The 21,025-nt window shown below is 65.2% G+C and carries 24 protein-coding genes and 1 pseudogene; 12 read left to right on the top strand and 13 right to left on the bottom strand.

Annotated features, from left to right (window positions below):
• Positions 1-3: 3 nt before the first annotated feature.
• From ABZ382_RS25110 to ABZ382_RS25100, 3 genes are all read right to left on the bottom strand, one after another.
• Entirely contained in the window at positions 4-333 is a 330-nt protein-coding gene (locus ABZ382_RS25110) for a hypothetical protein (RefSeq protein ID WP_357093235.1), read from the bottom strand.
• Positions 334-500: 167 nt separating this feature from the next.
• The gene (locus tag ABZ382_RS25105; protein WP_357093232.1) at positions 501-986 is read right to left on the bottom strand and encodes a hypothetical protein; all 486 of its coding nucleotides are present in this window, start codon (positions 984-986) and stop codon (positions 501-503) included.
• Between the two features lie 555 nt (positions 987-1,541).
• Positions 1,542-2,387 carry an AraC family transcriptional regulator gene (locus ABZ382_RS25100; protein ID WP_357093229.1) on the bottom strand — a complete coding sequence of 282 codons (846 nt, stop codon included), beginning with the start codon at positions 2,385-2,387 and terminating at the stop codon, positions 1,542-1,544.
• 49 nt (positions 2,388-2,436) lie between these two features.
• Here ABZ382_RS25100 and ABZ382_RS25095 point away from each other — a divergent pair, with 49 nt between their 5' ends.
• The 3 genes from ABZ382_RS25095 to ABZ382_RS25085 all read left to right on the top strand — a co-directional run bounded on the left by ABZ382_RS25095 (position 2,437) and on the right by ABZ382_RS25085 (position 4,403).
• Positions 2,437-2,871 (top strand): hypothetical protein, encoded by a 435-nt coding sequence (locus tag ABZ382_RS25095; protein WP_357093226.1) that lies wholly within the window; start codon positions 2,437-2,439, stop codon positions 2,869-2,871.
• A 45-nt stretch (positions 2,872-2,916) separates the two neighbouring features.
• Positions 2,917-3,633, top strand: coding sequence for a DUF998 domain-containing protein (locus ABZ382_RS25090; RefSeq protein ID WP_357093224.1), 717 nt, complete (start codon positions 2,917-2,919; stop codon positions 3,631-3,633).
• A gap of 92 nt (positions 3,634-3,725) precedes the next feature.
• The gene (locus tag ABZ382_RS25085; RefSeq protein WP_357093221.1) at positions 3,726-4,403 is read left to right on the top strand and encodes a hypothetical protein; all 678 of its coding nucleotides are present in this window, start codon (positions 3,726-3,728) and stop codon (positions 4,401-4,403) included.
• 2 nt (positions 4,404-4,405) lie between these two features.
• Here the strand turns inward: ABZ382_RS25085 and ABZ382_RS25080 are convergent, their stop codons facing one another.
• Positions 4,406-4,945 (bottom strand): DUF6301 family protein, encoded by a 540-nt coding sequence (locus ABZ382_RS25080; RefSeq protein ID WP_357093219.1) that lies wholly within the window; start codon positions 4,943-4,945, stop codon positions 4,406-4,408.
• Between the two features lie 237 nt (positions 4,946-5,182).
• On the opposite strand from ABZ382_RS25080, the gene ABZ382_RS25075 reads away from it, so the two are divergent.
• Positions 5,183-5,770: a hypothetical protein gene (locus ABZ382_RS25075; protein ID WP_357093215.1), complete on the top strand. Its 588-nt coding sequence runs from the start codon at positions 5,183-5,185 to the stop codon at positions 5,768-5,770.
• Between the two features lie 116 nt (positions 5,771-5,886).
• On the opposite strand, the gene ABZ382_RS25070 is transcribed toward ABZ382_RS25075, so the two are convergent.
• A complete protein-coding gene (locus ABZ382_RS25070; protein WP_357093213.1) occupies positions 5,887-6,228 on the bottom strand; it encodes a hypothetical protein in 342 nt (113 codons plus the stop codon).
• A 93-nt stretch (positions 6,229-6,321) separates the two neighbouring features.
• Between ABZ382_RS25070 and ABZ382_RS25065 the strand changes: the two genes are divergently transcribed.
• Positions 6,322-6,846 (top strand): DUF4334 domain-containing protein, encoded by a 525-nt coding sequence (locus tag ABZ382_RS25065; RefSeq protein WP_357093210.1) that lies wholly within the window; start codon positions 6,322-6,324, stop codon positions 6,844-6,846.
• A 21-nt stretch (positions 6,847-6,867) separates the two neighbouring features.
• Here the strand turns inward: ABZ382_RS25065 and ABZ382_RS25060 are convergent, their stop codons facing one another.
• Positions 6,868-7,647, bottom strand: a complete 780-nt coding sequence (locus ABZ382_RS25060) for an MBL fold metallo-hydrolase (RefSeq protein WP_357093207.1) — start codon at positions 7,645-7,647, stop codon at positions 6,868-6,870.
• Positions 7,648-7,732: 85 nt separating this feature from the next.
• On the opposite strand from ABZ382_RS25060, the gene ABZ382_RS25055 reads away from it, so the two are divergent.
• Positions 7,733-8,584: an alpha/beta hydrolase gene (locus ABZ382_RS25055; protein ID WP_357093206.1), complete on the top strand. Its 852-nt coding sequence runs from the start codon at positions 7,733-7,735 to the stop codon at positions 8,582-8,584.
• 307 nt (positions 8,585-8,891) lie between these two features.
• Here the strand turns inward: ABZ382_RS25055 and ABZ382_RS25050 are convergent.
• Positions 8,892-9,137: pseudogene (locus tag ABZ382_RS25050) on the bottom strand (IS30 family transposase); the annotation flags it as partial.
• A 47-nt stretch (positions 9,138-9,184) separates the two neighbouring features.
• Positions 9,185-10,264, bottom strand: a complete 1,080-nt coding sequence (locus tag ABZ382_RS25045) for a Gfo/Idh/MocA family oxidoreductase (protein WP_357093202.1) — start codon at positions 10,262-10,264, stop codon at positions 9,185-9,187.
• Positions 10,265-10,378: 114 nt separating this feature from the next.
• Between ABZ382_RS25045 and ABZ382_RS25040 the strand changes: the two genes are divergently transcribed.
• Positions 10,379-10,981, top strand: a complete 603-nt coding sequence (locus ABZ382_RS25040; protein ID WP_357093200.1) for a TetR/AcrR family transcriptional regulator — start codon at positions 10,379-10,381, stop codon at positions 10,979-10,981.
• A gap of 18 nt (positions 10,982-10,999) precedes the next feature.
• A complete protein-coding gene (locus ABZ382_RS25035; RefSeq protein WP_357093198.1) occupies positions 11,000-11,641 on the top strand; it encodes a barstar family protein in 642 nt (213 codons plus the stop codon).
• Positions 11,642-12,128: 487 nt separating this feature from the next.
• On the opposite strand, the gene ABZ382_RS25030 is transcribed toward ABZ382_RS25035, so the two are convergent.
• Positions 12,129-12,830 (bottom strand): helix-turn-helix domain-containing protein, encoded by a 702-nt coding sequence (locus tag ABZ382_RS25030; protein WP_357093195.1) that lies wholly within the window; start codon positions 12,828-12,830, stop codon positions 12,129-12,131.
• A 61-nt stretch (positions 12,831-12,891) separates the two neighbouring features.
• Between ABZ382_RS25030 and ABZ382_RS25025 the strand changes: the two genes are divergently transcribed.
• Positions 12,892-14,490: a PQQ-binding-like beta-propeller repeat protein gene (locus ABZ382_RS25025; RefSeq protein ID WP_357093191.1), complete on the top strand. Its 1,599-nt coding sequence runs from the start codon at positions 12,892-12,894 to the stop codon at positions 14,488-14,490.
• Positions 14,491-15,093: 603 nt separating this feature from the next.
• Here the strand turns inward: ABZ382_RS25025 and ABZ382_RS25020 are convergent.
• On the bottom strand, positions 15,094-15,912 hold the full coding sequence (locus tag ABZ382_RS25020; RefSeq protein ID WP_357093188.1) for an acyl-CoA thioesterase domain-containing protein: 819 nt from the start codon (positions 15,910-15,912) through the stop codon (positions 15,094-15,096).
• A 233-nt stretch (positions 15,913-16,145) separates the two neighbouring features.
• The gene (locus tag ABZ382_RS25015; RefSeq protein WP_357093185.1) at positions 16,146-17,057 is read right to left on the bottom strand and encodes an alpha/beta hydrolase; all 912 of its coding nucleotides are present in this window, start codon (positions 17,055-17,057) and stop codon (positions 16,146-16,148) included.
• Between the two features lie 98 nt (positions 17,058-17,155).
• On the opposite strand from ABZ382_RS25015, the gene ABZ382_RS25010 reads away from it, so the two are divergent.
• Positions 17,156-17,572, top strand: coding sequence for a helix-turn-helix domain-containing protein (locus ABZ382_RS25010; protein WP_357093183.1), 417 nt, complete (start codon positions 17,156-17,158; stop codon positions 17,570-17,572).
• 17 nt (positions 17,573-17,589) lie between these two features.
• Here ABZ382_RS25010 and ABZ382_RS25005 read toward each other — a convergent pair whose 3' ends face one another.
• Entirely contained in the window at positions 17,590-18,477 is an 888-nt protein-coding gene (locus tag ABZ382_RS25005) for an LLM class flavin-dependent oxidoreductase (protein ID WP_357093180.1), read from the bottom strand.
• A 65-nt stretch (positions 18,478-18,542) separates the two neighbouring features.
• Here ABZ382_RS25005 and ABZ382_RS25000 point away from each other — a divergent pair, with 65 nt between their 5' ends.
• Entirely contained in the window at positions 18,543-19,097 is a 555-nt protein-coding gene (locus ABZ382_RS25000) for an AAA family ATPase (RefSeq protein WP_357093177.1), read from the top strand.
• Positions 19,098-19,243: 146 nt separating this feature from the next.
• A complete protein-coding gene (locus ABZ382_RS24995) occupies positions 19,244-20,446 on the top strand; it encodes an FAD-dependent monooxygenase (protein WP_357093174.1) in 1,203 nt (400 codons plus the stop codon).
• A gap of 36 nt (positions 20,447-20,482) precedes the next feature.
• Here the strand turns inward: ABZ382_RS24995 and ABZ382_RS24990 are convergent, their stop codons facing one another.
• Positions 20,483-20,998, bottom strand: a complete 516-nt coding sequence (locus ABZ382_RS24990; RefSeq protein ID WP_357093171.1) for a hypothetical protein — start codon at positions 20,996-20,998, stop codon at positions 20,483-20,485.
• Positions 20,999-21,025: the final 27 nt, after the last annotated feature.

Here is a 21,025-nt window from a genome sequence, read left to right as displayed (position 1 = left end):
GTGTTAGTCCTCGATCAGTTCATCGACGTGGAAGTAGCCAACAATCTTCAGCCCTTCGGTGATGACAACTACCGAGCCGACCTGGATCGTGTATGCGCCGGTGTTCTCGACTATCAACCATGCCGCGCCCGCAGGTGAGCGCCATGCTGATCGGTCCTCGACTTGGAGGACGAACGACGCCAGCCCTTCCGCCGGATTATGGGGAGGTACGAAGGCGGTGGCCGCATAGTCATGGTCGGGTGGCGTGAGCGGTGGTCCTGACGAACGGCCGCCTTGATCCGGCGTGAGCCACAGTATCCAGCCGCGGAACGGGAGGCTGCCAGAAAAGCGCATGGGTGAGAGTCTGTCTCAGAGATGGCTACAAGTGCGAACGCCCGCTATTGCCGCTGATCGATCGGTTGTAAGGACTCCAAGAGCGTCACAGGGTTCTGACGCATTGCGTAGATGTTCACCTCGTGGTGAACGAGATCCCGGACCACACGCCTGCGCCCGCTGGGGGCCTAGATTCGGCCGGCCAGCAGCACCACACGGTCGGCGGCGGGGTCGAACCCCAGTACCGGGAATCGAGAGTCGAAGGAGTCGAACTCTGAGCACATGAGCACAGGTTTACGCAGCCGCCGCCCGATCGCGCACAGCACATCGCACAGAATGTCCACCCCGGCCTGGCCCTGCAACTCGCGAAGGTCGACATCGAAATCGATCTCGCCAGGCCAAGGCCGAAAGATCATCCGCACGTTCGAGACTGGCCAGACCCGCAGTGTGACGCAGTCGGCATCGTCCGGGCGGGACAGCACGTGCACGGCAGCGGGCAACTCTCGCTTGCGGTCACCCTCGTAGTACTCCCACGCCCACCCCTGCGTCCGAATCAGATCGAACACCGCCTGCCAATCCTCGACCGATGCCTCCCGGACGTACACATCCGGTAGGGAACCCATCGTGTCGGGGTCGAACAGCTCCTCGACGTCACCCCACTGCAAGTCCGGCATCCCGACATGCTGCCAGCCAGCGCATCGAAGCGCAGCCCGAAATCGTGGTCAGACGAGGGTATCTCGTTCTCCGCCACCCTCTGACCGGCACCCACGAAGCACCGGCTCCATGCCTGTACTTCGAACATCCTGTATTGCCGCGACCCGGGCATTGGTCGGCCGTCCAAATTAGTTGGCCGGCAGCGCTTCCAGCGCGCTCATGCCGAGAATTGCGTGAGCTGAGAACGCACGCTTCGGAATCGTCCAATCGCGATCCAGACGGCTTGGAAGATTTGGGTTGCGATCATGTGCGCGTCGTTCAGCGCGAACGTCGTCTCGAACGGCCGAGCATCTGGAATCCCGTCCAGCATCAGATCTCCAGTCGCCCGAAGAAGCGCAACGGAACGAAAAGTTACGCCAGGCGTTGATCTGGAGGCGTGCGGTGTGCGGAACGCTATGTGAGCGCCGATGGCGGAGATGCGATGGCTCAATCTCGTGGCGCCGAGATGTACATGCGAGCAGACTTTGTCAGGCGACAATGGCGGACGGCGGTACCTCGGTGTAAGTGACTTGTGGCTACTGTCGGCGTAGGTGCCGGAGATAGACGGTGGGTGTGACTCCGACGACGTGCTTGAAGTCGTTCAGGAGGTGCGTCTGGCTGCTGTAGCCGGTATCGGCGGCCAGGTCGGCCCAATCCGGACGTGCTGTGCCGGCGGTCGTGCCGATCGCCTTCAGTAGCCGTTGGCGTTTCAGGAGCCATTTGGGGCCGACGCCGACATGCTCGGCGAAGGTCGCCTGGAGGCTGCGTTCGCTGCGGAAAAGCTCTGCGGCAAGGGCTCTCACGGTGGTGGGGCCGTCCTCTCGCATGATGGCATCGACGGCGTCCGCGATGAGCTGTAGGTGCTGGAGGGAAGGCTGGACCGGCCTGGAGCGCAGGAGTCCGTCCAGGGCATCCGCAATCTGCTCCTCGGGCTCATGCAGGAGCTCGCTGTACAGACGCGTGCCGACGTCCGGGAACACAGTGCTCAGGTCGATGTGACCGCCGCGCAGCTGTCTCATGGGTTTACCCCAGTACGGCGCGAAACCGCCGGGCTTGAACGCGATGCCGGCCATGGCACCGACACCAGCCGTGTCATAGCTGAGGGCGCCGTCGGTGATCCCGTGTACGAAAGCGCCCTCTGCGGTGACGAAGGCGTGCACCATCGGCGTGGGGAGCACCTCGACCGGTCGATAGCTCACGTCGTAGGGCAGCCGCCATCGCATGACCCAGTAGTGCGACACGCACGCTGCCATGTCGGCGGCGGGCTCGAACGCTCGAACGGAGAAGTAGCGGTCGAACATATCCGGCTCCAGCAGCCCGCCCTGCAGCAAGACCCTGTTGCGGTCGGGCGAGCCTGCGGATTTCTGAGATATCTCACCCACTCGTTCTTTCTACCGTAGGAGGCATCATCCGAGACGAGAGGAAACCACGATGAACGACACCAGTCCGGCCCCGGCACCCAGCCCGGCCATGCAGTCGCTGGGCCGTCTGATCGGCACCTGGCAGCTCTCCGGCGACAGCACCGGCACCGTCAAGTACGAGTGGATGGAAGGCGGCTTCTTCCTCCTCCAACATGTCGACATGCACTTGTTCGGCAGCGATGTGAAGGCACTCGAGGTCATCGGCCACCTCCAGCCCTTCGGTGAGCCGCCGAGCCCCGAGGTCCGCTCGCGCGCATACGACACCCGGGGCAACACACTCGACTACGTATACGAAATGGACGAAGACGTCCTGACCATCTGGGGCGGCGAGCCCGGTTCTTCGTCCTACTACAAGGGCACCTTCGTCGACGAGAACACCGCGGTCGGCCAGTGGACCTTTCCCGGCGGCGGCTACACCTCGACGATGCACAGGATCGCCCGCTGAGCATCAGCACCTCTCCTGGCAGACCAGCACGACGGAGTGATCACCATGTCCACTACCGCAACCAGCCGCACGACCCTTCCTGCACCGCCCGACCAAGACCGCTCGAACCGTTCGAGTCTCGTCCGGTTCATGCTCGGCTGCGGTGCTGTCGCCGGCCCGCTGTTCCTGACAACCGTCCTGCTCCAGGAGGCGAACCGCGTCGGGTTCGACCCGTCTCGCCAGCCGCTCAGTGCCCTCAGTCTCGGCGACCTCGGCTGGATCCAGACCACGAACTTCATCGTCACCGGGCTGCTCGCCGCGACAGGCGCCCTCGGTGCCCGGCGAGCGCTCGACGTCGGCCACGCACGGACCTGGGGCCCTCTCCTGCTGGGCATCTACGGCCTCGCCCTCGTCGCAGCCGGCGCTTTCGTCACCGACCCTGTTGCCGGCTTCCCCACCGGCGCCGGGGCGGTGGCGCCGTCGTGGCAGGGGCAGGTGCACAACACAGCGGCCCTCGTCTCCGGGCTCGCCCTGGACGCAGCAAGCATCGTCTTCGCTCGAAGGTTCCTCAGCCGCGGCCAGCACGCGTGGGCGGCGTACTGCATCGTCGCCGTCGCCGCGGACCTGACCGCGGCCGGCATGGCAGCCACGACCGGCGACTTCCGGTGGTTGCTTCTCGGTGGAGCGGTCACCTGGACCTGGGCCTCCGCCGTCAGCCTCACACTGATGCGCCCGCGAAGACAGCTGGCAGGCGAAGCCCCTTTCGGCTGGTGCTGGAGGTGATCTCATGGCATCCGGAGTTCATCGAGCCGTTCACCCACTGTTGAGTCGCGACGATAAATGGCACTGATGGGGACCGATCTGGGTCAGGCCGATTGACCAGTGAGGAACGTCAGGCTGGTGACGACCTCGTACTCCGGCTGGCCGCTCTCGCCTACTTCGCCCGCTTCTCCGTAGTCTCGCGGATCCACACCAAATCCGATCTGCGGTGGATGCAGGAAGTGCGCCGCTTCAAACCCGCCACCGTCGCCCGCCGCTTGGCCGTCCTGGCGGGCTTCTACTGCACCTGCGTCATCGGCGGCGTCCTCGACAGGTCGCCCGCGGACTACGTGCGACGGCCACGCGTGTCGAACGAGTCACCGACACTGGGGCTTTCGCACCTGCAGTTCGAAGCCCTGCTGTGCGCGGCCCGGGACTCGGACAACCCGCCGGACTTCGCGCTGGTCGCCATGCTGGGCCTGCTCGGGTTGCGGATCAGCGAAGCGTGCCGCTGCGACATCGACGATCTCGGCGAAGAACACGGGCACCGCGTGCTGCGTACCGTCGGCAAAGGCACGAAGAGCGGGCGTAGATCTGCGCGATGTCCAGATCGCCGCGCGCCACGCCGATCCACGCACCACCATGCGCTACGACCGCGCCCGCACCAACCTCGACCGGCACCCGAACTACATACTCGCGGCCTACATAGCCTCTGCCACATGACATCTCAACCATCCGCACATGCCGAATGCCGTGTGTCGAGCGGACCCTTCAGGAACCTCGCAGCCCGCTGAACCTAGTCGTCGTCTTCCTCTTCGTCCTCGTCGTACATGAAGTCGCGAGCGCCCTCTTCGTCCAGGTCCCGCTGATATCTCGGGTTGACCAGGTCCAACTGGACGAAACCGTCGTACGCGGCAACAGTGATGACCACTTTGGGGAGTCGCCAGTAGTCGTAGTCCAGATTCTCTCCGAAGACGTACTCGGATACCGGCCCCAACTCCTTGACCAGACGGTCCCGGAGTTGATGGTGAAGCGCCGTGGACTGGGCTTTCGTGGGGTTCGCCTGTCCGGAATCGGCGACGTAGATTTCTATCTCGTCGATTCCTCCGCCACCTCCGCCCTGCCGGTCCATGAACCGCCTGGTGAAGACAACGTGACACCGAGGATGATGAATGTCGAGGTTGGTCTGAAGGGTGGGGCCGCTACCCCGCGCTCCGTCCACGATGCTCCACTGTGTGGCTTCACAGAAGCGAGCCACGTCCCGATCGGTCCACGTCCAGCGGAATTCGCTTGCGATGCGGGCAATGCGGGCTGCCCCATCGATATCTGCTTTCACGTGTCAACTCATACACAACACAGCTCGGCGGGGAACGTCGAGTATCCGCCCATGCCGCATACCGCGCTGACCGAACCGGCCAGCGCGGGGCAACCGAAGATCAACGGGCAGAGTGCCGTACGGCTGTCGGCTGTGCGCGCTCACGCCGATGAGCGGAAGTCACTGCTGTGCGCGGATGGGTTACCTACACCAATCGGGCCGAGTTGCCTTGTCAGTGGGTCGTTTTAGGATGCCGCCATGAGTTCCATCATGACCGTGTATTTGGTCGACCGCGCTACCGTCGAGTCCGCCATCGGTTCGAAGGATCAGTCACTGTTCGAGGCGATCACAGAACGCTGGCATGAGTCCGAGGAGGACGGCGAGCGCGTGTGTGGGTGTGGAGACGTGGCGCTCGATGCCAAGAGCGCGTTGCGTGCTGTCATCAACGGCGGGCCGTATACCGAGGACTGCGGATACGCCTACTTGGACGCCTGCGAGCGAATCTGTGCGTATTTCGGCGAGGACATCGATGAACAGGACTTCCACCACTCCTTCCAAGAGAGGCTCGACAAGGCTTTCGGGAAGTTGGGGATGGATGACGAGGGCAGGATCGATCTGCTCTACAGCTTCGCGTCACGCCATGGCCTGCCCGAACCCGACGGGGCCAATGGTGGCAGTTGGGGCAAGCAGCTGTGTGCCGACCAGCTTGAGCGGTGGGAAAGTTCGGATCCGGCGATGCGTGCCAGGTTGCGTGTCGACGTGCGCGAAGATCTCGAATCACGCATCAAGTGGATGCGCGCAGCGGAGGCCGCCAACAAAGACGTCATGGTGTTCTGGGCGGGATAATTCTCCGCACCGGCAGCAGCTCACTTTGGCTGACCGAAGTGAGCTCTCATGCCGCTTACAAGGCTGTTCGGACCGGCCACCGGCGGACTCTGCCACTGCGCCCGGAATGTGGTGTCCTATATGCCTTCGGAGTCCGCCGCCACCGGAGCAGTGGGATAGACCAGGTCGTAGACGAACGAGCGATCTCCCTTGAAGCTCACCCAGACTCCTTCGGGCGGAAGGGCACCCCGCCCGGCATCGTCGAACGGGCGACTCGACACTGCGCCCTCCGACGTGCACACCGCCCATCCGAAATCGGGCAGGCGCAGGCACCGGATGTCGAGGTCGACTCGCTTGTATGACGGGTAACCGTATGCGTCCCCGTCGCGGACGAACTCGTAGGTCAACCCGTCCACCCGGCGCACGAAGCGTATGCCCTGCATCAAGCCATCTTCGGCGGCGAGCTCGGCCGAGTTCAACCGCGTATTGGCATCTCAGCCGCATGTCCGGCTTGGCTTCGGCCAGGCCACGAGTTTGCCGGTAGATTGCTCCAACGCACGGCGGTATCGTGAATGCGAGCCTCCGCCGTTGGATGGGAGAGCACCGTGAGCGACGATCCGGCCCGCAAGAAATTCTCCGAGCTCAAGAAGCGCGCCGGACAGCGTCTGGTGACCGGACCACGGCGATTCCTCATCCCCGACGCCGACCTCGACGAGTTCTGGGCCACGCTGGAGCCCGCGACCGTCGACTTCATGATCGGTGAATGGGAGGGTGGCGAGTTCGACACCGGCCATCGAGAGAACGGAACGCTGGCCCAGATCAACTGGTTCGGCAAGACCTTCCATTCGGCCACCGACGTGCAGCCTCTGATCTGCGTGGACGCCGACGGCAACAAGTATTCGAACACCGAGAACGGCGAAGGCAGCCTCTGGATGGAGGAATTCCGTGGCGAGGTCACCGCGACGATGGTGTTCGACGGCCAGCCCGTTCACGACCATTTCAAGAAGATCGACGACGACGCCGTCATGGGCATCATGGACGGCAAGAACGCCCTCGACAACGGCCGGTACGCCTACTTCTATCTCGAGCGAGTCTAGGCGCGACCGGCGCGCATCGAATCACGCGGTGGCCGTGGCCCGCTCGAACATTTCGGGATCATGCGAGCACACCATCAGCAGGTCCGGGCCACTCGATCGATAGAGGTCGGCCAGGCGCGCGTGATTGTTCCGGACCAGCTCGCGGTCGTGGGCGAGCATGTTTTCCGCGGCGGCAAGCATCTCCGGCACCGGGGAGCGACCATCCACGGCGCCCGGGTGCAGGAAGGCATCACCGCAGTGCATGACCCAGCGGTGTCCGGCATCGACCGCGATCGCGGTGTGGCCGCGGGTGTGGCCGGGCATGGGGATCATCACGATGCCGGGGCTGATATCGGTCAGCTCCTGGGCCGTGAATCCACGCCAGCTCTCCCCCTCCGGCCGGTACTCGACGATCGTCGGATCGTGCTCCCACAGCATCGGATTGAACCGGAGTCGATCCCCCTCGGTCGGCCGGCGCATGGCGAGTGCCTCGGCCGCGGTGAGATGCAGTGTGGCGTGCGGAAAATCGGCGAGCCCGCCGACATGGTCGGAATCGAGGTGGGTGGCGATCACGTGCCGGACGTCCTCGGGCTCGAACCCGAGCGCCCGAATCTGATGCACCGCGGCCTCACTGGGATCCAGCACCGGCCGAATCAACATGCGCTCCACCCCGACCCGCCCCACGGGATCGGCGATATCCAGCAGCCCGAAGCCGCTGTCCACGAGCACGAGTCCTTCGTCGGTTTCGATCAGCAGCACATGACAGACCAGCGTCGCGTTGGGTGCGGACATGGTGCCGCAGTTCAGATGGTGAACCTTCATGAGATGAATTCTGACTCGACCGGTGTCAGCGTGCACCGATCTGGACAGTGCAATCTCAGAGTGCTACTCATGGTCTACGGTGCGTATGAGCCTGCACCGCAGCAGATTTCGGGGGAAATTGATGTCAGCATTCGTTCGGGAAGGTGCCGGCGAACCGGTACTACTGCTGCACGGGTTCACCCTGTCGCACCATGTATGGCGTGCCACGGCGACCGAGTTGTCGGCCGAGTACGACATTCTCGCGCCAACCCTGCCCGGCCACTGGGGCGGATCACCCCTGTCCAAGCACGACGGAGGTGTGCGCGGGATCGCCGATGGCATCGAGCGCCAGCTCGACGCCATCGGCTGGGAAACCTGCCATATCGTCGGGAACTCACTCGGCGGACATATCGCCTTCGAGCTCGAACGCCGTGGGCGTGCACGCTCAGTGGCCGCGATCAACTCCGGCATCGGAGCGAAGCGGTTCGACACCAACGGAATCCGTGTCGGCCTCTTGTTCACCCTGCAATTTCGCCTCGTCCTCGCGACCCGCATGTTCGGCGACCGAGTGGCCACTGATCCACGTTTTCAGAAACCGGTGCTGGCCAACAGCGCTCACGACCTGACCGCGGTCGACCCCGACGACGCTGCGGACATGGTGCGCGCCATCGCGTACTGCCCGACATACTTGTCCTCGATGCTGGCGTTCGCGCGTGACGGTCTCGTCGTCGACCTCGACCAGGTCCGTGCACCAACCTCGATCATGCTCTCCGAGTTCGACATCTACCCCAACCACGCACCGCGCATTCGCCAGATCCTCGACCACCTCCCCAACCACATCCGCGAGGTCGCACTGCCTGGCGTCGGACACATCCCGATGCTCGAGGCACCCACACAAATCGCGACGGCTCTACGGCAGCACTTCAGCTTCGCCAAGGCCAACACGCCACCAGGCTAGGACTCCCACCCGCCACTACACATCACTGCACTACAGCGCAGGTCGCGTACCAGCCGCACCCCGTCCCGCACTTCGGCCCGCCCCTACCGCCGCCGCGCAAGCGACACCTGGCCCGTCGGCTGTTGCGGCGGACCTATCGGTCCAGCTGACCGGACTTGATGAGGAAAGCGACGAAATCGCGGACAGACTGCTCCATCGAGTGCGGCTCGTAGCCGAGTTCGCGCTTGGCTTTCGAGTAGTCCACCCGCGGCGCAGCCGACAGTAGCCCTGGTCTTCGGATTCGGCATCGACTGGCTGGCTCAGGCGGTCATCGCAACACTTCGTCGAGTGCTTCTGATGGTGTGCGGAATCCGAGGGTTTGTCGAGGCCGGCCGTTGAGTTCGTCGGCGATGGCATCCAGGTGACTGTAGGCGCGTAAGTCGAGGTGGCGGGGAAGGTATTGGCGGACAAGGCCGTTGGTGTTGTCGTTGCTGCCGCGCAGCCAGGGCCTTTTGGGGTCGCAGACGTAGACGGGGACGCCGGTGGCGACGGTGAAGGCGGCGTGTTCGGCCATAGTGCACGCACATGCCGAGGCGCGCATGGCCGCTGGGCACGGGTCGGCTACGAGACCCGGCGGGCGACTCCGTCGGTTGCGGACTGCTCGATGGCGGCGAGGAGTCGGTGGTGGCGCAGGGCGGTCTCGAAGCTGGGATGTGGTTGCCGGGCTTCGGAGATGGCTTGGGCGACTTCCTGGTAGAGGGACGCGATGTTGGCGGGCGGGCCGTATCCGACGTCGGCGGGGGCCGTTCGGTAGGTCTCGGGCACGGCGAGGGTCTCGTTGTCGATTCGGATGTCCCAATCGCTCCAATGAATGAAGGCGCCGGGTTCGACGGGGGTGGCGGTCAGTACGCCGTCGCTGCCGATCAGTTTGAGCTGGAACCCTTCTGAGGCGGGTCCGTTGCCGCCGTGGATGGCAACCGACGCGGTGGCGCCGCCGGCGAGCAGTCCGTGCAGTAGTACATGGCTGGGCGTGGTGTTGGGTACCCTGCGGTCGGTCCCGGCTACCAGTACGTGATCGTGTGTGCGGGGCAGCAGTGCGGTGACTTCGACAAGCGGGCCCGTGACCCGTTCGAGTGTGGCCAGGAAATGACCGGCCATGATGGTCAGGATGTTGGTTCCCTCGGCAGAGTCGAGGCCGAACACCAGGCTCGGCCGAATTCGACTCCCGCCCCATGGGGCGCCGTCGGCGGTCAGCACGACCGTTTCGAGCGTGCCGATTCGGCCGTCGGCGAGCAGGTCCGCGGTGAAGCGGGCGCTCGGGGAGTGGTGGCCTTGCAGGACGACCGCGTGCACGACGCCCGCGGCAGTGGCAGCTGCGGTCAGCTCGCCCGCTTCGTCATCGTCGATGCCCAGTGGCCATTCGGACACAACGTGTTTCCCGGCCTTCAGCGCCGCTTTGATCACGGCGGCGTGCCCGGAGGCTTTGACCGATACGACGACCAGGTCGACCTCGGGGTGCGCGGCGAGCTCGTAGGCGTCGGAGAAGGCGTGCGGTACGCCGTGTGCGGCAGCTGCCCGGGTTGCGCTGTCCTGGTTGGTGGTCGCGACCGCGGTCACGTCGAATTGTTCGAGCGCGGTGAGTGCGGGTAGGTGGGAGCTGTCCGCCCAACCGCCGGCCCCGACGACTCCGACTCGGATCATGGATGACACTCCTTAGTTGTGTACCTTTCGGTATGAAACTAAGGGGCTCGACGTCTGCGCGCAAGGGGTAATGTACCGATAGGTAAAAAACTTGGACGGAGCACGGAGGAAGGCATGCCTGGAGGACGCCCACGCTCGTTCGACCCGGACGCCGCACTCGACCGCGCACTGGAAGTGTTCTGGCGCAACGGCTATGAGGGCACATCGCTGACCGACCTCACCACCGCGATGGGCATCAACAAGCCGAGCCTCTACGCGGCCTTCGGTAACAAGGAGGAACTGTTCTCCAAAGTCCTCGCCCGCTACCTCGAGGGCCCCGGCGCCTACGCCACCGACGCGTTGGACGCGCCCACCGGCCGCGAGGTCGTCGAGCGACTGATCCACGGAGCCATCGACCTGACCGCGGGCGACACCACGCCCCCAGGTTGCCTGTGCGTCAAAACCGTTCAAGCCTGCGCCCCCGACGCTCACGCCCCCCACGAGGACGCCGTGAAGGTACGCCAAGCTGGTGAGACGGCACTACGCAGGCGGCTCGAGCAGGCCACAGACCTCCCGTCCCATCACGATCCAGCGGTCCTCGCCGCACTTGTGCACACCATCTCCGACGGCATCGCCGTCCAGGCCGCCGCCGGGCGCAGCCGCGAGGCGCTTCGACAGATCGGCAACTCGGCGTTGCACGCCCTCTGGGGCGAAAGCGCGGATGCCGAGCAACGATGACCCGGTGCGTCAGGTTCGGTGAAGCACCGGTTGGGTGTCCCAGTTGGATCGACCGGGTTCGGCGATGCGGAGATCTTGCCGAAGGGTTGGGATCTGCACAGTGCGAAGATTCTCGCCGTGGATGCCCCGACACTCGTTGAACGCCGCTCGCCCTGGGTTGTCGTGTCCGCTGCCGCCGACCCCTGGGTGGCAACCGAACTCGCGGCGCTCGGTGCACAGGACGGGATCGTGATTCGTCTGGATGCTCGGGAATTGATGGAGCCGTTCGAGCTCTTCCGTACGTTTGCCCGAGATCTGTACTTCCCCAGCTACTTCGGCCACAACTGGGATGCTCTGGCCGACTGCCTGAAGGATCTCCATGGTCCTTGGCACGGTGACCGCGATGTCGCGGTTCTGATCGACCACGCCGATCTCCTGCTGTCGGCCGAGTATCTGGGCTTGTTCGTCGAGGTGCTCTGCCAGGCGGCGTGGCAGGTAAACCTGCGCCTGGACGCGGACGGTGAGCCGCAGGACGAACCGCCCTTGGCCCTGCATTTCGTCCTACTGCTCGACCTGATGGCCGCCGACGTGTTCACAGTCCCACTCCGTCGCCGGCCTGGCCTGGTGATCACGACCGCAGCGGGGCGGCTTCTGGCAACCTTGCCAGACGACTGGTTTTGACCGGCTGGCTACCGACGTGGCCACCAGCGAGTGCTGCTCTGAGCCGGCTGGCCATGAGGACACGTGCTGTCGGGATCGACTGTGGCCTTTGATGAATCGAACGATGGGTTGGCCCGCTCGAGTTTTTCGAGGGTTGACCCGGCCATGGAAAGCGGCAGGTCACCAGCCCGGGCGGGTGCCGGAACGAACTGGCCGCGCCGACGAGCCTGGAGGAGACCCGAGCTGAGCATCGCCTCTGCCAGCGCGCCTTCTTGCTCTATTGGCGATGCGATACCGAAGGCTGCTGCAAAGCTCAGCACATCGACACGGTCGCTGGCAGATCAGATCTCCACAAGCGCACCAATCTGCCGCATACCGCGCTGACCGGACCGGACAGCGCACACCGTATCGGTTTGCCCGCGGGCTACCGACTATGCCGATGAGCATGCAACTCGAAGCTGCCGCACCGTTCCAGTGGAAGCTCAACGGCCTGACAACCGCATGAGTATCAGGTGCCGAGTCCAGCTGCAGCGGCTGACCTCGGTGATGCCTGACCACCCGAGACGGAGCCCTCTTCCCGGGTTTCGTCGTCCCTGTCCGGCGCGGTCAGGGACGCGGTTGCCATCGCCAGGAGGTTCTGTTCGAACGCCCTCGCGCTGAGCGGTAATTCACCACCCTTGGCCAGATCGCGTGCGCGAGCCGACAGCATCGATGTCGTCAGTCGCAGGACCGTCCGCACACGCTCTTCCACCACCGGGTCGGGTAGGTGATCGATTGTCTGACCCATCAGCCTCACTGCACGCGCCATGCTCGGGTAGCTCACCGAGATGTAGTCCATCTGCGCCTGATCGAACCGATGGATCATCTGACCGAGGATCTGCAGATAATGCCGGCCCGATGCACTTTCGAGCTCTTCGGTGAGAGGGGCGACGATCAACACCACCGCGTCGCGCGCGGTACCTGGACCAGGCTCGGGCCACTGGGCGAGCAGCTGCGCTCGCCGTTGCTCCACCGCGCCCAGGTGCATGCTGAGGATTGCCTGCAGGACACCGTCCCGGGAACCGAAGTGGTAGCGCAACGCTGACGGGTTGCGTTGCCCCGCCCCCTGGACGATGTCACCGATCAGGGTCGCGTCCACCCCTCTTTCGGCGAATAGCTGCTCGGCAACGTCGAGGAGCTTGTCTCTCGTCGAATGCTCTCCAGAAGACATGCGGGCTATGGTACCTTCCCCGATCGTTAATACTAACTATTAGTAGGAAAGGTGCGACTGCATGCTCAAGCACGGCATGAGTTCCCTCGCCGTCATCGCCGCGGCATCACTTCTCACAGTGGTCGGCGCCGGGTCATCAGACGCAGGCGTCGGCAACCGCCCGCTTCCCTACGCCGACACCGGCTGGGTCACCCTGCACGGCGACGCCGGTAACCGTCGCGAGCAAATGAGCGCGACGCCGGCGGCGGACTACTCCCGCTGGACCGCACTCGAGGGAGCGACGCTGTTGACCGCCCCGGTGATCGCGCCGAACGGCAACATCGTCGTCACCACGGGAAAGGCCGAAGGCAACGCGAACCTCCACATGCTCGACCGCAACGGTGCGACCGTGTGGGACTCGCAACCATGGAACGGAAAGGCCGGCGTCGATTCCGGGGCCGTGATCTCGAGCCCGATCGTCGACGAGAACGGCGATATCTTCATCAGCGATTCCGACCAGCTGTGGTCGTACTCGAGCGACGGCCGGGTCCGATGGGTCATCGACCTTCCGCCGGCCCCCACACCCAACCCCTTCGCGGCCGGCTCCCGCTCCATCAACCCCTTCGTCACCGCGATCTTCACCAAAGACGGTGCGGTGATGGGGACGACGGCATTCGGTCAGGTCGTAGTCGCCGACCGCGCCACAGGAGCCCTTCGCGCCCCGGTGTTCCAGCTACCCGGAACCATTGCCGCACGGTCGACGGCGCAACCCATGTCACCGAGCCTGTGGTCGAACGGGCTCATGGACCCCGCCATCATCGACCCCATCTATCAAATCATCTTGGGCAGTATCGTCCGCAGCGCCAACACCCCTGCAATCGATTCGAAAACGGGCCGTGTATTCATCGCCGCCACCGCCGCGAACGAAGGTCGGGGCGCACTCTACGGTCTCGACGTGACCCCTCCACGAGGCCAGAAACAGGGGGAAGTCAAGATCGCCTTCGCCACCGAAATGGGGCCAGGAAGCGGATCGAGCCCCGTCCTCTCGCCCGACGCGAGGCGCGTTTACACCTGTGACGACGCCGGCGTCGTCTACGCCTTCGACACCAAGACCGGCAAAACCATCTGGACGGCGCCCTCGGACGGCACCGCCGCCGCATTCTCCGTGGCGCCCAACGGATCGATCTACGTGCTCACCAACCCGGGAGTGCTGACCGCGTTCAGCGACACCGGCACCAAGCTCTGGGACGCCGATCTGTCCGCGCAAGCTGCCGCCGCCCTCCCGGTCAACGACACCTACGGAAAGCCCATCGTGCGCGGTAACGGAAACCCCACCGTCGTGAACGGCGCCGTGCTGGTCCCGGTCTTCTACGGCTACGAAGTCCCAGCCATGGGGCACCAGGTCTCCGCCCCAATCAAGTCCGCGATCGTCGAGATCGATCCCACATCCGGCAAGGGACGCCGAGACCTCGCCTACGCAACCGACACCTCCGAGGGCATCATCGCGGTCGCTCCCGACGGCAGAATGTTCGCCACCATGGGCTCCATCACCTCATCGTCGACGGCCTCACTCGCTGCACTGGCCAACGCCCACCTGCCCGCCGACCTGCAAATGATCAAGCCGACCGGTGGACTGAACGGATTCACCCCGCGCGCAAAGGGAACCGGCAGCGCATCCTGACCCAACGGCGCATCCCGGCACCGAGCCCGGGGCTCATGCACCCCGGGCCAAATCACGACATGCACGAGAAACCCCCGGCAGGTCAATACCCAGATACCGGGAAACCTCACCCAGCGCGCGAGGCCGGCGAAAGACTGAGCCCCCACCCGAATATCGGAGGGGGCTCAGCAGAGTCTCTACCAGGCATCTTCGAGGATTGCGCCACGCAACTCGAGGTTGTGCGCAGCCCAGTCTGTCTTGCCGTTCGGTTGCAGGTGCGTTGCGATCACCCGGGTGATCGCGGAACGGACTTCCTGGTCGTCGCGCCGGTATGACCGGAGGTAGCCGCACAGGCTGTCGAGGCAATCTCAGTAACACGTGACAGACCAACGTCGGACATAGTGCCGCAGTTCAGATGGTGAACCTTCATGAGAAGAATTCCGTGACTTTCCGTGGTTGGTGTCATGCGGCGTTGAGACAAGCTGCGGCCCAGGCTTTCTGGATGCCGGCCGGTTGAACGTAGGTAACCGAACCAGCAAGAGGCGGGCCTCGGCCAAGAACCTGGTGCGGTTCAGAATGTCCGCTATTCCGATGAGCGTGACTCCGGCGCATCTCGCGTTGGTTCTAGAAGTGAACCCGCCGGTGGGTGTTGGCCACTGCGGTGACGGACGAAACTCCGAGGACGCCGAATTCGTCATAGAGCGTGGCGGAACCGACGGCGACACCGGCCGCCGCGTGCTGACCGTTCGATTCCAGACCCAAACCATCGGATTCAGGCATCCGGCAAAGGTTCAGAGTGACATCGGCGTTGATGAAAGGCACGCCGTCCTCGCTCCAGTTGGTGACGAAACTCGTGGCCTCGGCCAGAGTGGCGACGCGAGTGAAGGGGGTTGCTTTCTCGCCCGCGATGGCGGGAATCATCGTCGCGGTCCACATCCGTTTGCGGGCGTTGTTTCGGTGGTCGGCGAAGTCGGCCGACCAGTCGTCGGGGTATCCCGCGCTGCTGATCATCGAGGCCGATGTGGTTGGCACCGCCGGATCCGCAACGATGCCGGGACGGGAGAAGTCCGGGGCGGGTGTCCAGGCGTTGCCGTCGGCTTGGTCCGCCTCCAACGGGCGCACGAATAGCGCTGATGCTCGGACAACGACGTGATCGGACTGGACCAGGTCCAGATGCAGGAGCGCCAGTCGCGTGCTCGATCGGATGATTTCGGTCCGGGCTTGGATCGCGTCGAAGGTGGTGGGTCTGATGAAGTCGAGGGTTAGACGGCATCCGGCCGACTCGATCGGACAGTGTCGTTCCAGTTCCCGAGCCGCGAGCGCGGTCAGGGCTTGGCCGCCGATGGAGTCGGGTCTCCACGGTCCTCGTGCTGTTTCGAGTGCAGCGAACCCACCCTCGAGAGATTCAAAGAATCCAGTCGCCAAGTCAACGGCATTCGACATCCCACACGCCCCCTGTCACGTTCTGTATCGCCACGATACACATCGACGCTAGAACACGTTTCACTACGTCGTTGGGGTCGAAGCTTGAAGGCCCTGCAGCACAACGAAATCCGGATGCTGCATCGCCTTGTCGGCACCGCGTGGGAAACGCACGACCTTGCCGCATACCGCACTGACAGAATCGGCCAGTCGGGGCGCCAGCGGCCGGAACCTGGTGCGGTGCATAACGTCCGCTACGGCCGGTCGGGGTGTCCACTGACATGGTTGCGTGGCTGGACGGGTCGTTCGGCGGCGAGGAAGGGGATCAGGAGGTCGAGCAGGGCGTGTGGCCTGTCCAGCGGGATGATGTGGCCGCAGTCTGGAATGAGGTGGCCTGCGAGGTTATCGGTGATGGGGCGGAGTTGCTGTTCCAGGGCGGCGCCGACGGGGTGGGAGCCGATGGCGAGGGTGGGGGTGGTGAGGCGGTTGGATGCTGCGGCTCGAGCGAGTTGGTGGGCTGTGGTCGGAAGGGCGCGGTAGTAGGAGAAGGCGCAGCGTAGGGCGTCGGCTCCGGTGTAGGCGTTGGTGAATGCTTCGTGGATATCTGTGCGCACGCCTCGGCCGCGGGTGCCGGTGGTGAGGAACCATTCGATGTAGCGCGCCTCGTGGCCGAGCAGGACCGTTTCGGCGAGATCGGGGACGGCGTGGAATCCGAACCACCATGGCGGGCCCGCGGCGAGGAAGTCCTCGGCGCCGGGAAGACTGCCCAGCAGTGCCTCCATGACCACCAGCCGTCGCACTCGGGCGGGGTGGCGCAGGGCGAGCAGGACCGCGACGGGGGTGCCGGCATCGATCGCGACCACGGCGGCGGTGGGTTCGCCCAGCGCATCGAGGATTCCGGCGAGATCGGCGGCCAGCGTGCCGGCGTCGTAGCCGTCCGGCGCGCGGGTGGTGGCGCCGAACCCGCGGAGGTCCGGGGCGATGACCCGGTAGTGCGCGGACAGCGGGCCGATGATCTCGCTCCAGACTCGCCAGGTGTGTGGAAAGCCGTGCAGCAGAACGACTGCGGGACCGGAGCCGGCAATGGCGACATTGGCGCGGATGCCGTTGGTCTCGATCCGGCGCAGCTCGATGGACGCGGTACGGGGCGGCGACGTGCGGGACATCCCAACCTCCTGGTGGTTACCTTTGGTTACCAGAAAACGGTAGGTAACCTCAGTTGCCCTGCCAAGAAGGCACTTTGAACACAGGTGGTGAGGTCCAGGTGACTACTCGATCAGCGCATGCGAAGGCACCGGATCGCGGTGATCTGTTCGATCGCCAATGCCCGACACGCCAGTTGCTGGACCGCATCGGAACGAAATGGACGTCGATGGCGGTCAAGGTCCTCGCGCAGGCCGCCCCGGGCGAGGTGCGGTTCGCCGAGTTGCGGCGGCGGATGCCCGGTGTATCCCAGAAGATGCTGTCGGTGACCCTGCACAATCTGGTCCGGGACGGTCTGGTCATCCGCCGAGTGGAGCCGACAGTGCCGCCGCGCGTGCACTACCGGCTCACCGAATTGGGCTTGTCCCTGGAGATCCCGTTGGCGGCATTGCGCACCTGGGCGGAGGATCACATGGCCGAGATCGACTACGCCAACACCGTCAACGACGCACGAGCCGACCCGAGCGCCACCGAATAGCTCCTGTTCCCTGACCGTCAGTGCCGTGCTGCCACCACCTCGGTCGCCACCTCGAGGAATTTCGGGTCGGTGACGGCCGGGACCAGGATGAACTCGTCGCAGCCGGCCCGCTCCGCACCGTCGAGAATGTCGGCGAGCACCTCGGGGCTCGACGCCCGCGTCGAGGCGGCGACCGCCTCGGCCAGCTGGGGTCCGAGGAAACCGAGGTAGCGAGCGGTGAAGGAGCGCAGCGCCTCCGGCGCGTCGGCGACGCCCAGGGCGGTGAAGCAGCCGCTGACCTTGCGCGGGGTCGTCGCACGACCGGCCTCGGCCCAGCACCGGTCGGCGAGCTCGCCCGCCTTGGCGATCTCTTCGGCATTGCCCGCGACGCTGAAGCCGGAGATGCCGTCGGCCCATCGCGCCGCCCGGCGCATCGCCTTCGGACCCATCGCGCCGGCGAGGATGATCGGTCCGCCCGGCTGCACGCACGCCGGGCCGACCGGGTCCGCACCCTCGAATGGCGGCTCGCCGGCGAGCAGTGACTTCAACTCGGCGACCTTGTCGTCGAGCTGCTGGTGCCGTCCCTTGAACTCAGCGCCGAGAGCGCGGTAGTCGTGCTCACGACCGCCGACGCCGACGGCCACCTCGAGGCGGCCGTTCGAGAGCTGGTCGAGGGTGCCGATCTGTTGGGCGACCATCGCGGTCGGGTGCTGTGGAAGCACGAAGAGGTTCGCCAAGACCTGCACCCGCTCGGTCACCGCCGCGCAGGCGCCCAGCGTCGCGACCATCTCGGGGTTGGAGAACGTCACCCTCTCGCCCACCGAGACGCTCGAAAACGGGCCCGCGTCGATGCGCCGGGCCCAGTCGAGCGTCGTACCCGGTCCGTAGCCGGGAGCCATCTGCGGAAGTGCGACACCGATCTTCATGTGGCGACCTTCGCACGATTCCTTGGAGGACGCATAGTAGTGATCAGGCATGGGAAGGGGCGGAGTTGCGTATCGGAGTTTCCGGACCACACGGGACCGGCAAGACGACCTTGGTCGAAGAGCTGTGTGCGCGATTGGAACCCCGGCACACGGCGGTCGAGGAACCGTACGTACTGCTCGAGGAGCAAGGATACGAATTCGCGTATCCACCTGTGGCCGAGGACTATCGGGTGCAGTTGCGCTGCGCGACGCGTCTGCTCGGTGATCGCGCACCCGCCGCGGTATTCGACAGGACACCACTCGACTTCCTCGCTTACCTGGCGGCCGTCGGCGTCGATCCCGAAGCCGGGATCGACGAATCCGCGATACGCACCGCGCTGGCCTCCCTCGATCTGCTGGTGATCGTTCCGATCACCGCGGAGACCGAACGTGCACTACCCGCGCCGGAGCTGACCCGGCTCCGCCGGAGCGTGAACGATGCTCTGCTGGAACTGGTTTACGCCGACGCCATGGAACTACTCCAAGGCGTGCCCGTTCTCGAGCTGACCTGCCCGCTCGACGAGCGCGTCCACGCGGTGCTCGAAGCGCTGACAGGTCGCCGCGGGAATCCGCGGCAGTGATCGGGTGGCGTCGAGAATTCGGGCTGGGCTGACCGATGAATTCCGGAGGCACACGTCGTCGACACCTCTGGATACACCGACAGCGGTGGGCCGGGGCAGAAGCAATCGATCCGGGCAGTGGTCCGGCCGAGCGAGCGGGAGGCGCAGTGAGCGGAACGACGGTGTTGGTGGCGGGGGCGAGTATCGCGGGACCCGCGTTGGCCCACTGGTTGTATCGGCGGGGCGCCGCGGTGACGGTGGTGGAGCGGGCATCCGGACTGCGACCGGGCGGGCAGGCGGTCGATGCGCGCGGGGTGGCCAAGGAGGTCATCCGGCGCATGGGGCTGGACACGGAAGTGCGCGCGGCGCGCACCGAGACCGCGGGCGCGTACACCGTGGACGCGGACGGGACAGTGCTGGAGACGTTCCGCGCGGAGGACGACGGCGGCGACGGGTACATCGCGGACATCGAGATCCTGCGCGGGGATCTGTCGCAGGTGCTCCACGACGACACCCGCGACGGTGTCGACTACATCTTCGGCGACCGGATCGCCGAGCTCACCCAGGACGCGGACGGGGTCGACGTGACCTTCGAGAGCGGCGACCGGCGGCGGTTCGACCTGGTGATCGGGGCGGACGGACTGCATTCGTCATTGCGGGAGATGGTCTTCGGGCCGCATGAGCGCTTCGTCCGTCATCTCGGGCTGGCGCTGGCGTTCTACAGCGTCCCGAACGAGTTCGAGCTGGATCGCTGGCTGATCGACTGCCAGCAGCCCGGGCGTTCCGCCGGCCTGCGACCCATCCAGGACGCCACCCGCGCGATGGCCATCTTCTCCTTCACCGCAGCCGATCTCGACGTCGACTATCGCGACATCGAGGCCCAGAAACGCCTGCTGCGCGAGCGAATGTCCGGTATGGGCTGGCTGACCCCGCGCATCCTCGCGCACCTCGACGACACCCCGGACTTCTACCTCGACCAGGTCGCCCAGGTGATCATGGACCGCTGGTCGACCGGACGCGTCGGCCTGCTCGGCGACGCGGCGTTCAGCTCCTCACCGATGTCCGGGCAGGGCACCGGTCTGGCCCTGGTCGGCGCCTACCTGTTGGCCGGCGAGTTGGCCGCGGCCGGATGGGATCCCGAGGCCGGGTTCACCGCCTACGAGGCCCGCATGCGTTCGTTCGTCGAAGCCAACCAGGAAATCGGGCGGCTGCACGCGCACAGCCTCACCGCCCCCGCACCCGACTCCGAGCCGAGCGCCGAACCCGAGTGGGACCTCGAGCTGATCGACCGCGCGATCAACGGCATCGAACTGCCCGACTACGCAGACCTCCCGGACCGCAGGGCACCGGCCGGAACGCCGACCACCTAGTCGGACAACCGATTCCGGTGCGCCGACGGCAGGAGGTCAGAGTTCGGACCAGGCGATCTCGGACCAGGGGGCGATGCGGCCGGCGTGCAGGTGGAGGTGGAAGTCGGGCCCGTCGTGGGTCCGGTCTTCTTCGGGGTCGGTGAGTTGGGTGATGGTGCAGATGTAGTCGCCGTTGGGGAGTTCGATGCTGGAGCCGTAGATTTCCTTGTCGTCGTCCACGGCGGAATCGGCGTACTGGGCGGCCATGGTGACCGTGTCGAGGTTGACGACGACCAGCTCGCCGCCGGTCACGGTGATGGGGCCGGCGGTTTGCCTGATGATCGGGAGTCGGGGATCCACAGGCGAATCCGAGAGGTCGATTCGCCACTGCTCCTCGCCGCCGGTTCCCCAGAGCAGGATGGACTGCTGGGGCAGCGCTGATTCGATGTGTTCGAACAAGCTCTCCAACGTCCAGTCCTCGCCGACGAACGAGGTGTAGGCGTGAGGGTCGACGAGGCCGAGAAACCCTGATTCATCGGTTATTTCGTCGATCTGATGGTGAAGCTGCGCCATGCCGTAGGTCCTCCCGGATTGATCACC

Origin of the sequence: Nocardia sp. NPDC005825 (assembly GCF_040630175.1) — a bacterium.
Taxonomy (GTDB): Bacteria; Actinomycetota; Actinomycetes; order Mycobacteriales; family Mycobacteriaceae; genus Nocardia.
This window is presented reverse-complemented; position numbering and strand designations above follow the sequence as displayed.

Bases quoted from the DNA above. Each gene is read 5' to 3' on its own strand.
- ABZ382_RS25110 (WP_357093235.1), bottom strand. From the start codon at position 333: ATGCGCTTTTCTGGCAGCCTCCCGTTCCGCGGCTGGATACTGTGGCTC.
- ABZ382_RS25105 (WP_357093232.1), bottom strand. From the start codon at position 986: ATGCCGGACTTGCAGTGGGGTGACGTCGAGGAGCTGTTCGACCCCGAC.
- ABZ382_RS25095 (WP_357093226.1), top strand. From the start codon at position 2,437: ATGAACGACACCAGTCCGGCCCCGGCACCCAGCCCGGCCATGCAGTCG.
- ABZ382_RS25090 (WP_357093224.1), top strand. From the start codon at position 2,917: ATGTCCACTACCGCAACCAGCCGCACGACCCTTCCTGCACCGCCCGAC.
- ABZ382_RS25075 (WP_357093215.1), top strand. From the start codon at position 5,183: ATGAGTTCCATCATGACCGTGTATTTGGTCGACCGCGCTACCGTCGAG.
- ABZ382_RS25065 (WP_357093210.1), top strand. From the start codon at position 6,322: ATGCGAGCCTCCGCCGTTGGATGGGAGAGCACCGTGAGCGACGATCCG.
- ABZ382_RS25060 (WP_357093207.1), bottom strand. From the start codon at position 7,647: ATGAAGGTTCACCATCTGAACTGCGGCACCATGTCCGCACCCAACGCG.
- ABZ382_RS25055 (WP_357093206.1), top strand. From the start codon at position 7,733: ATGAGCCTGCACCGCAGCAGATTTCGGGGGAAATTGATGTCAGCATTC.
- ABZ382_RS25045 (WP_357093202.1), bottom strand. From the start codon at position 10,264: ATGATCCGAGTCGGAGTCGTCGGGGCCGGCGGTTGGGCGGACAGCTCC.
- ABZ382_RS25040 (WP_357093200.1), top strand. From the start codon at position 10,379: ATGCCTGGAGGACGCCCACGCTCGTTCGACCCGGACGCCGCACTCGAC.
- ABZ382_RS25030 (WP_357093195.1), bottom strand. From the start codon at position 12,830: ATGTCTTCTGGAGAGCATTCGACGAGAGACAAGCTCCTCGACGTTGCC.
- ABZ382_RS25025 (WP_357093191.1), top strand. From the start codon at position 12,892: ATGCTCAAGCACGGCATGAGTTCCCTCGCCGTCATCGCCGCGGCATCA.
- ABZ382_RS25020 (WP_357093188.1), bottom strand. From the start codon at position 15,912: ATGTCGAATGCCGTTGACTTGGCGACTGGATTCTTTGAATCTCTCGAG.
- ABZ382_RS25015 (WP_357093185.1), bottom strand. From the start codon at position 17,057: ATGTCCCGCACGTCGCCGCCCCGTACCGCGTCCATCGAGCTGCGCCGG.
- ABZ382_RS25005 (WP_357093180.1), bottom strand. From the start codon at position 18,477: ATGAAGATCGGTGTCGCACTTCCGCAGATGGCTCCCGGCTACGGACCG.
- ABZ382_RS24990 (WP_357093171.1), bottom strand. From the start codon at position 20,998: ATGGCGCAGCTTCACCATCAGATCGACGAAATAACCGATGAATCAGGG.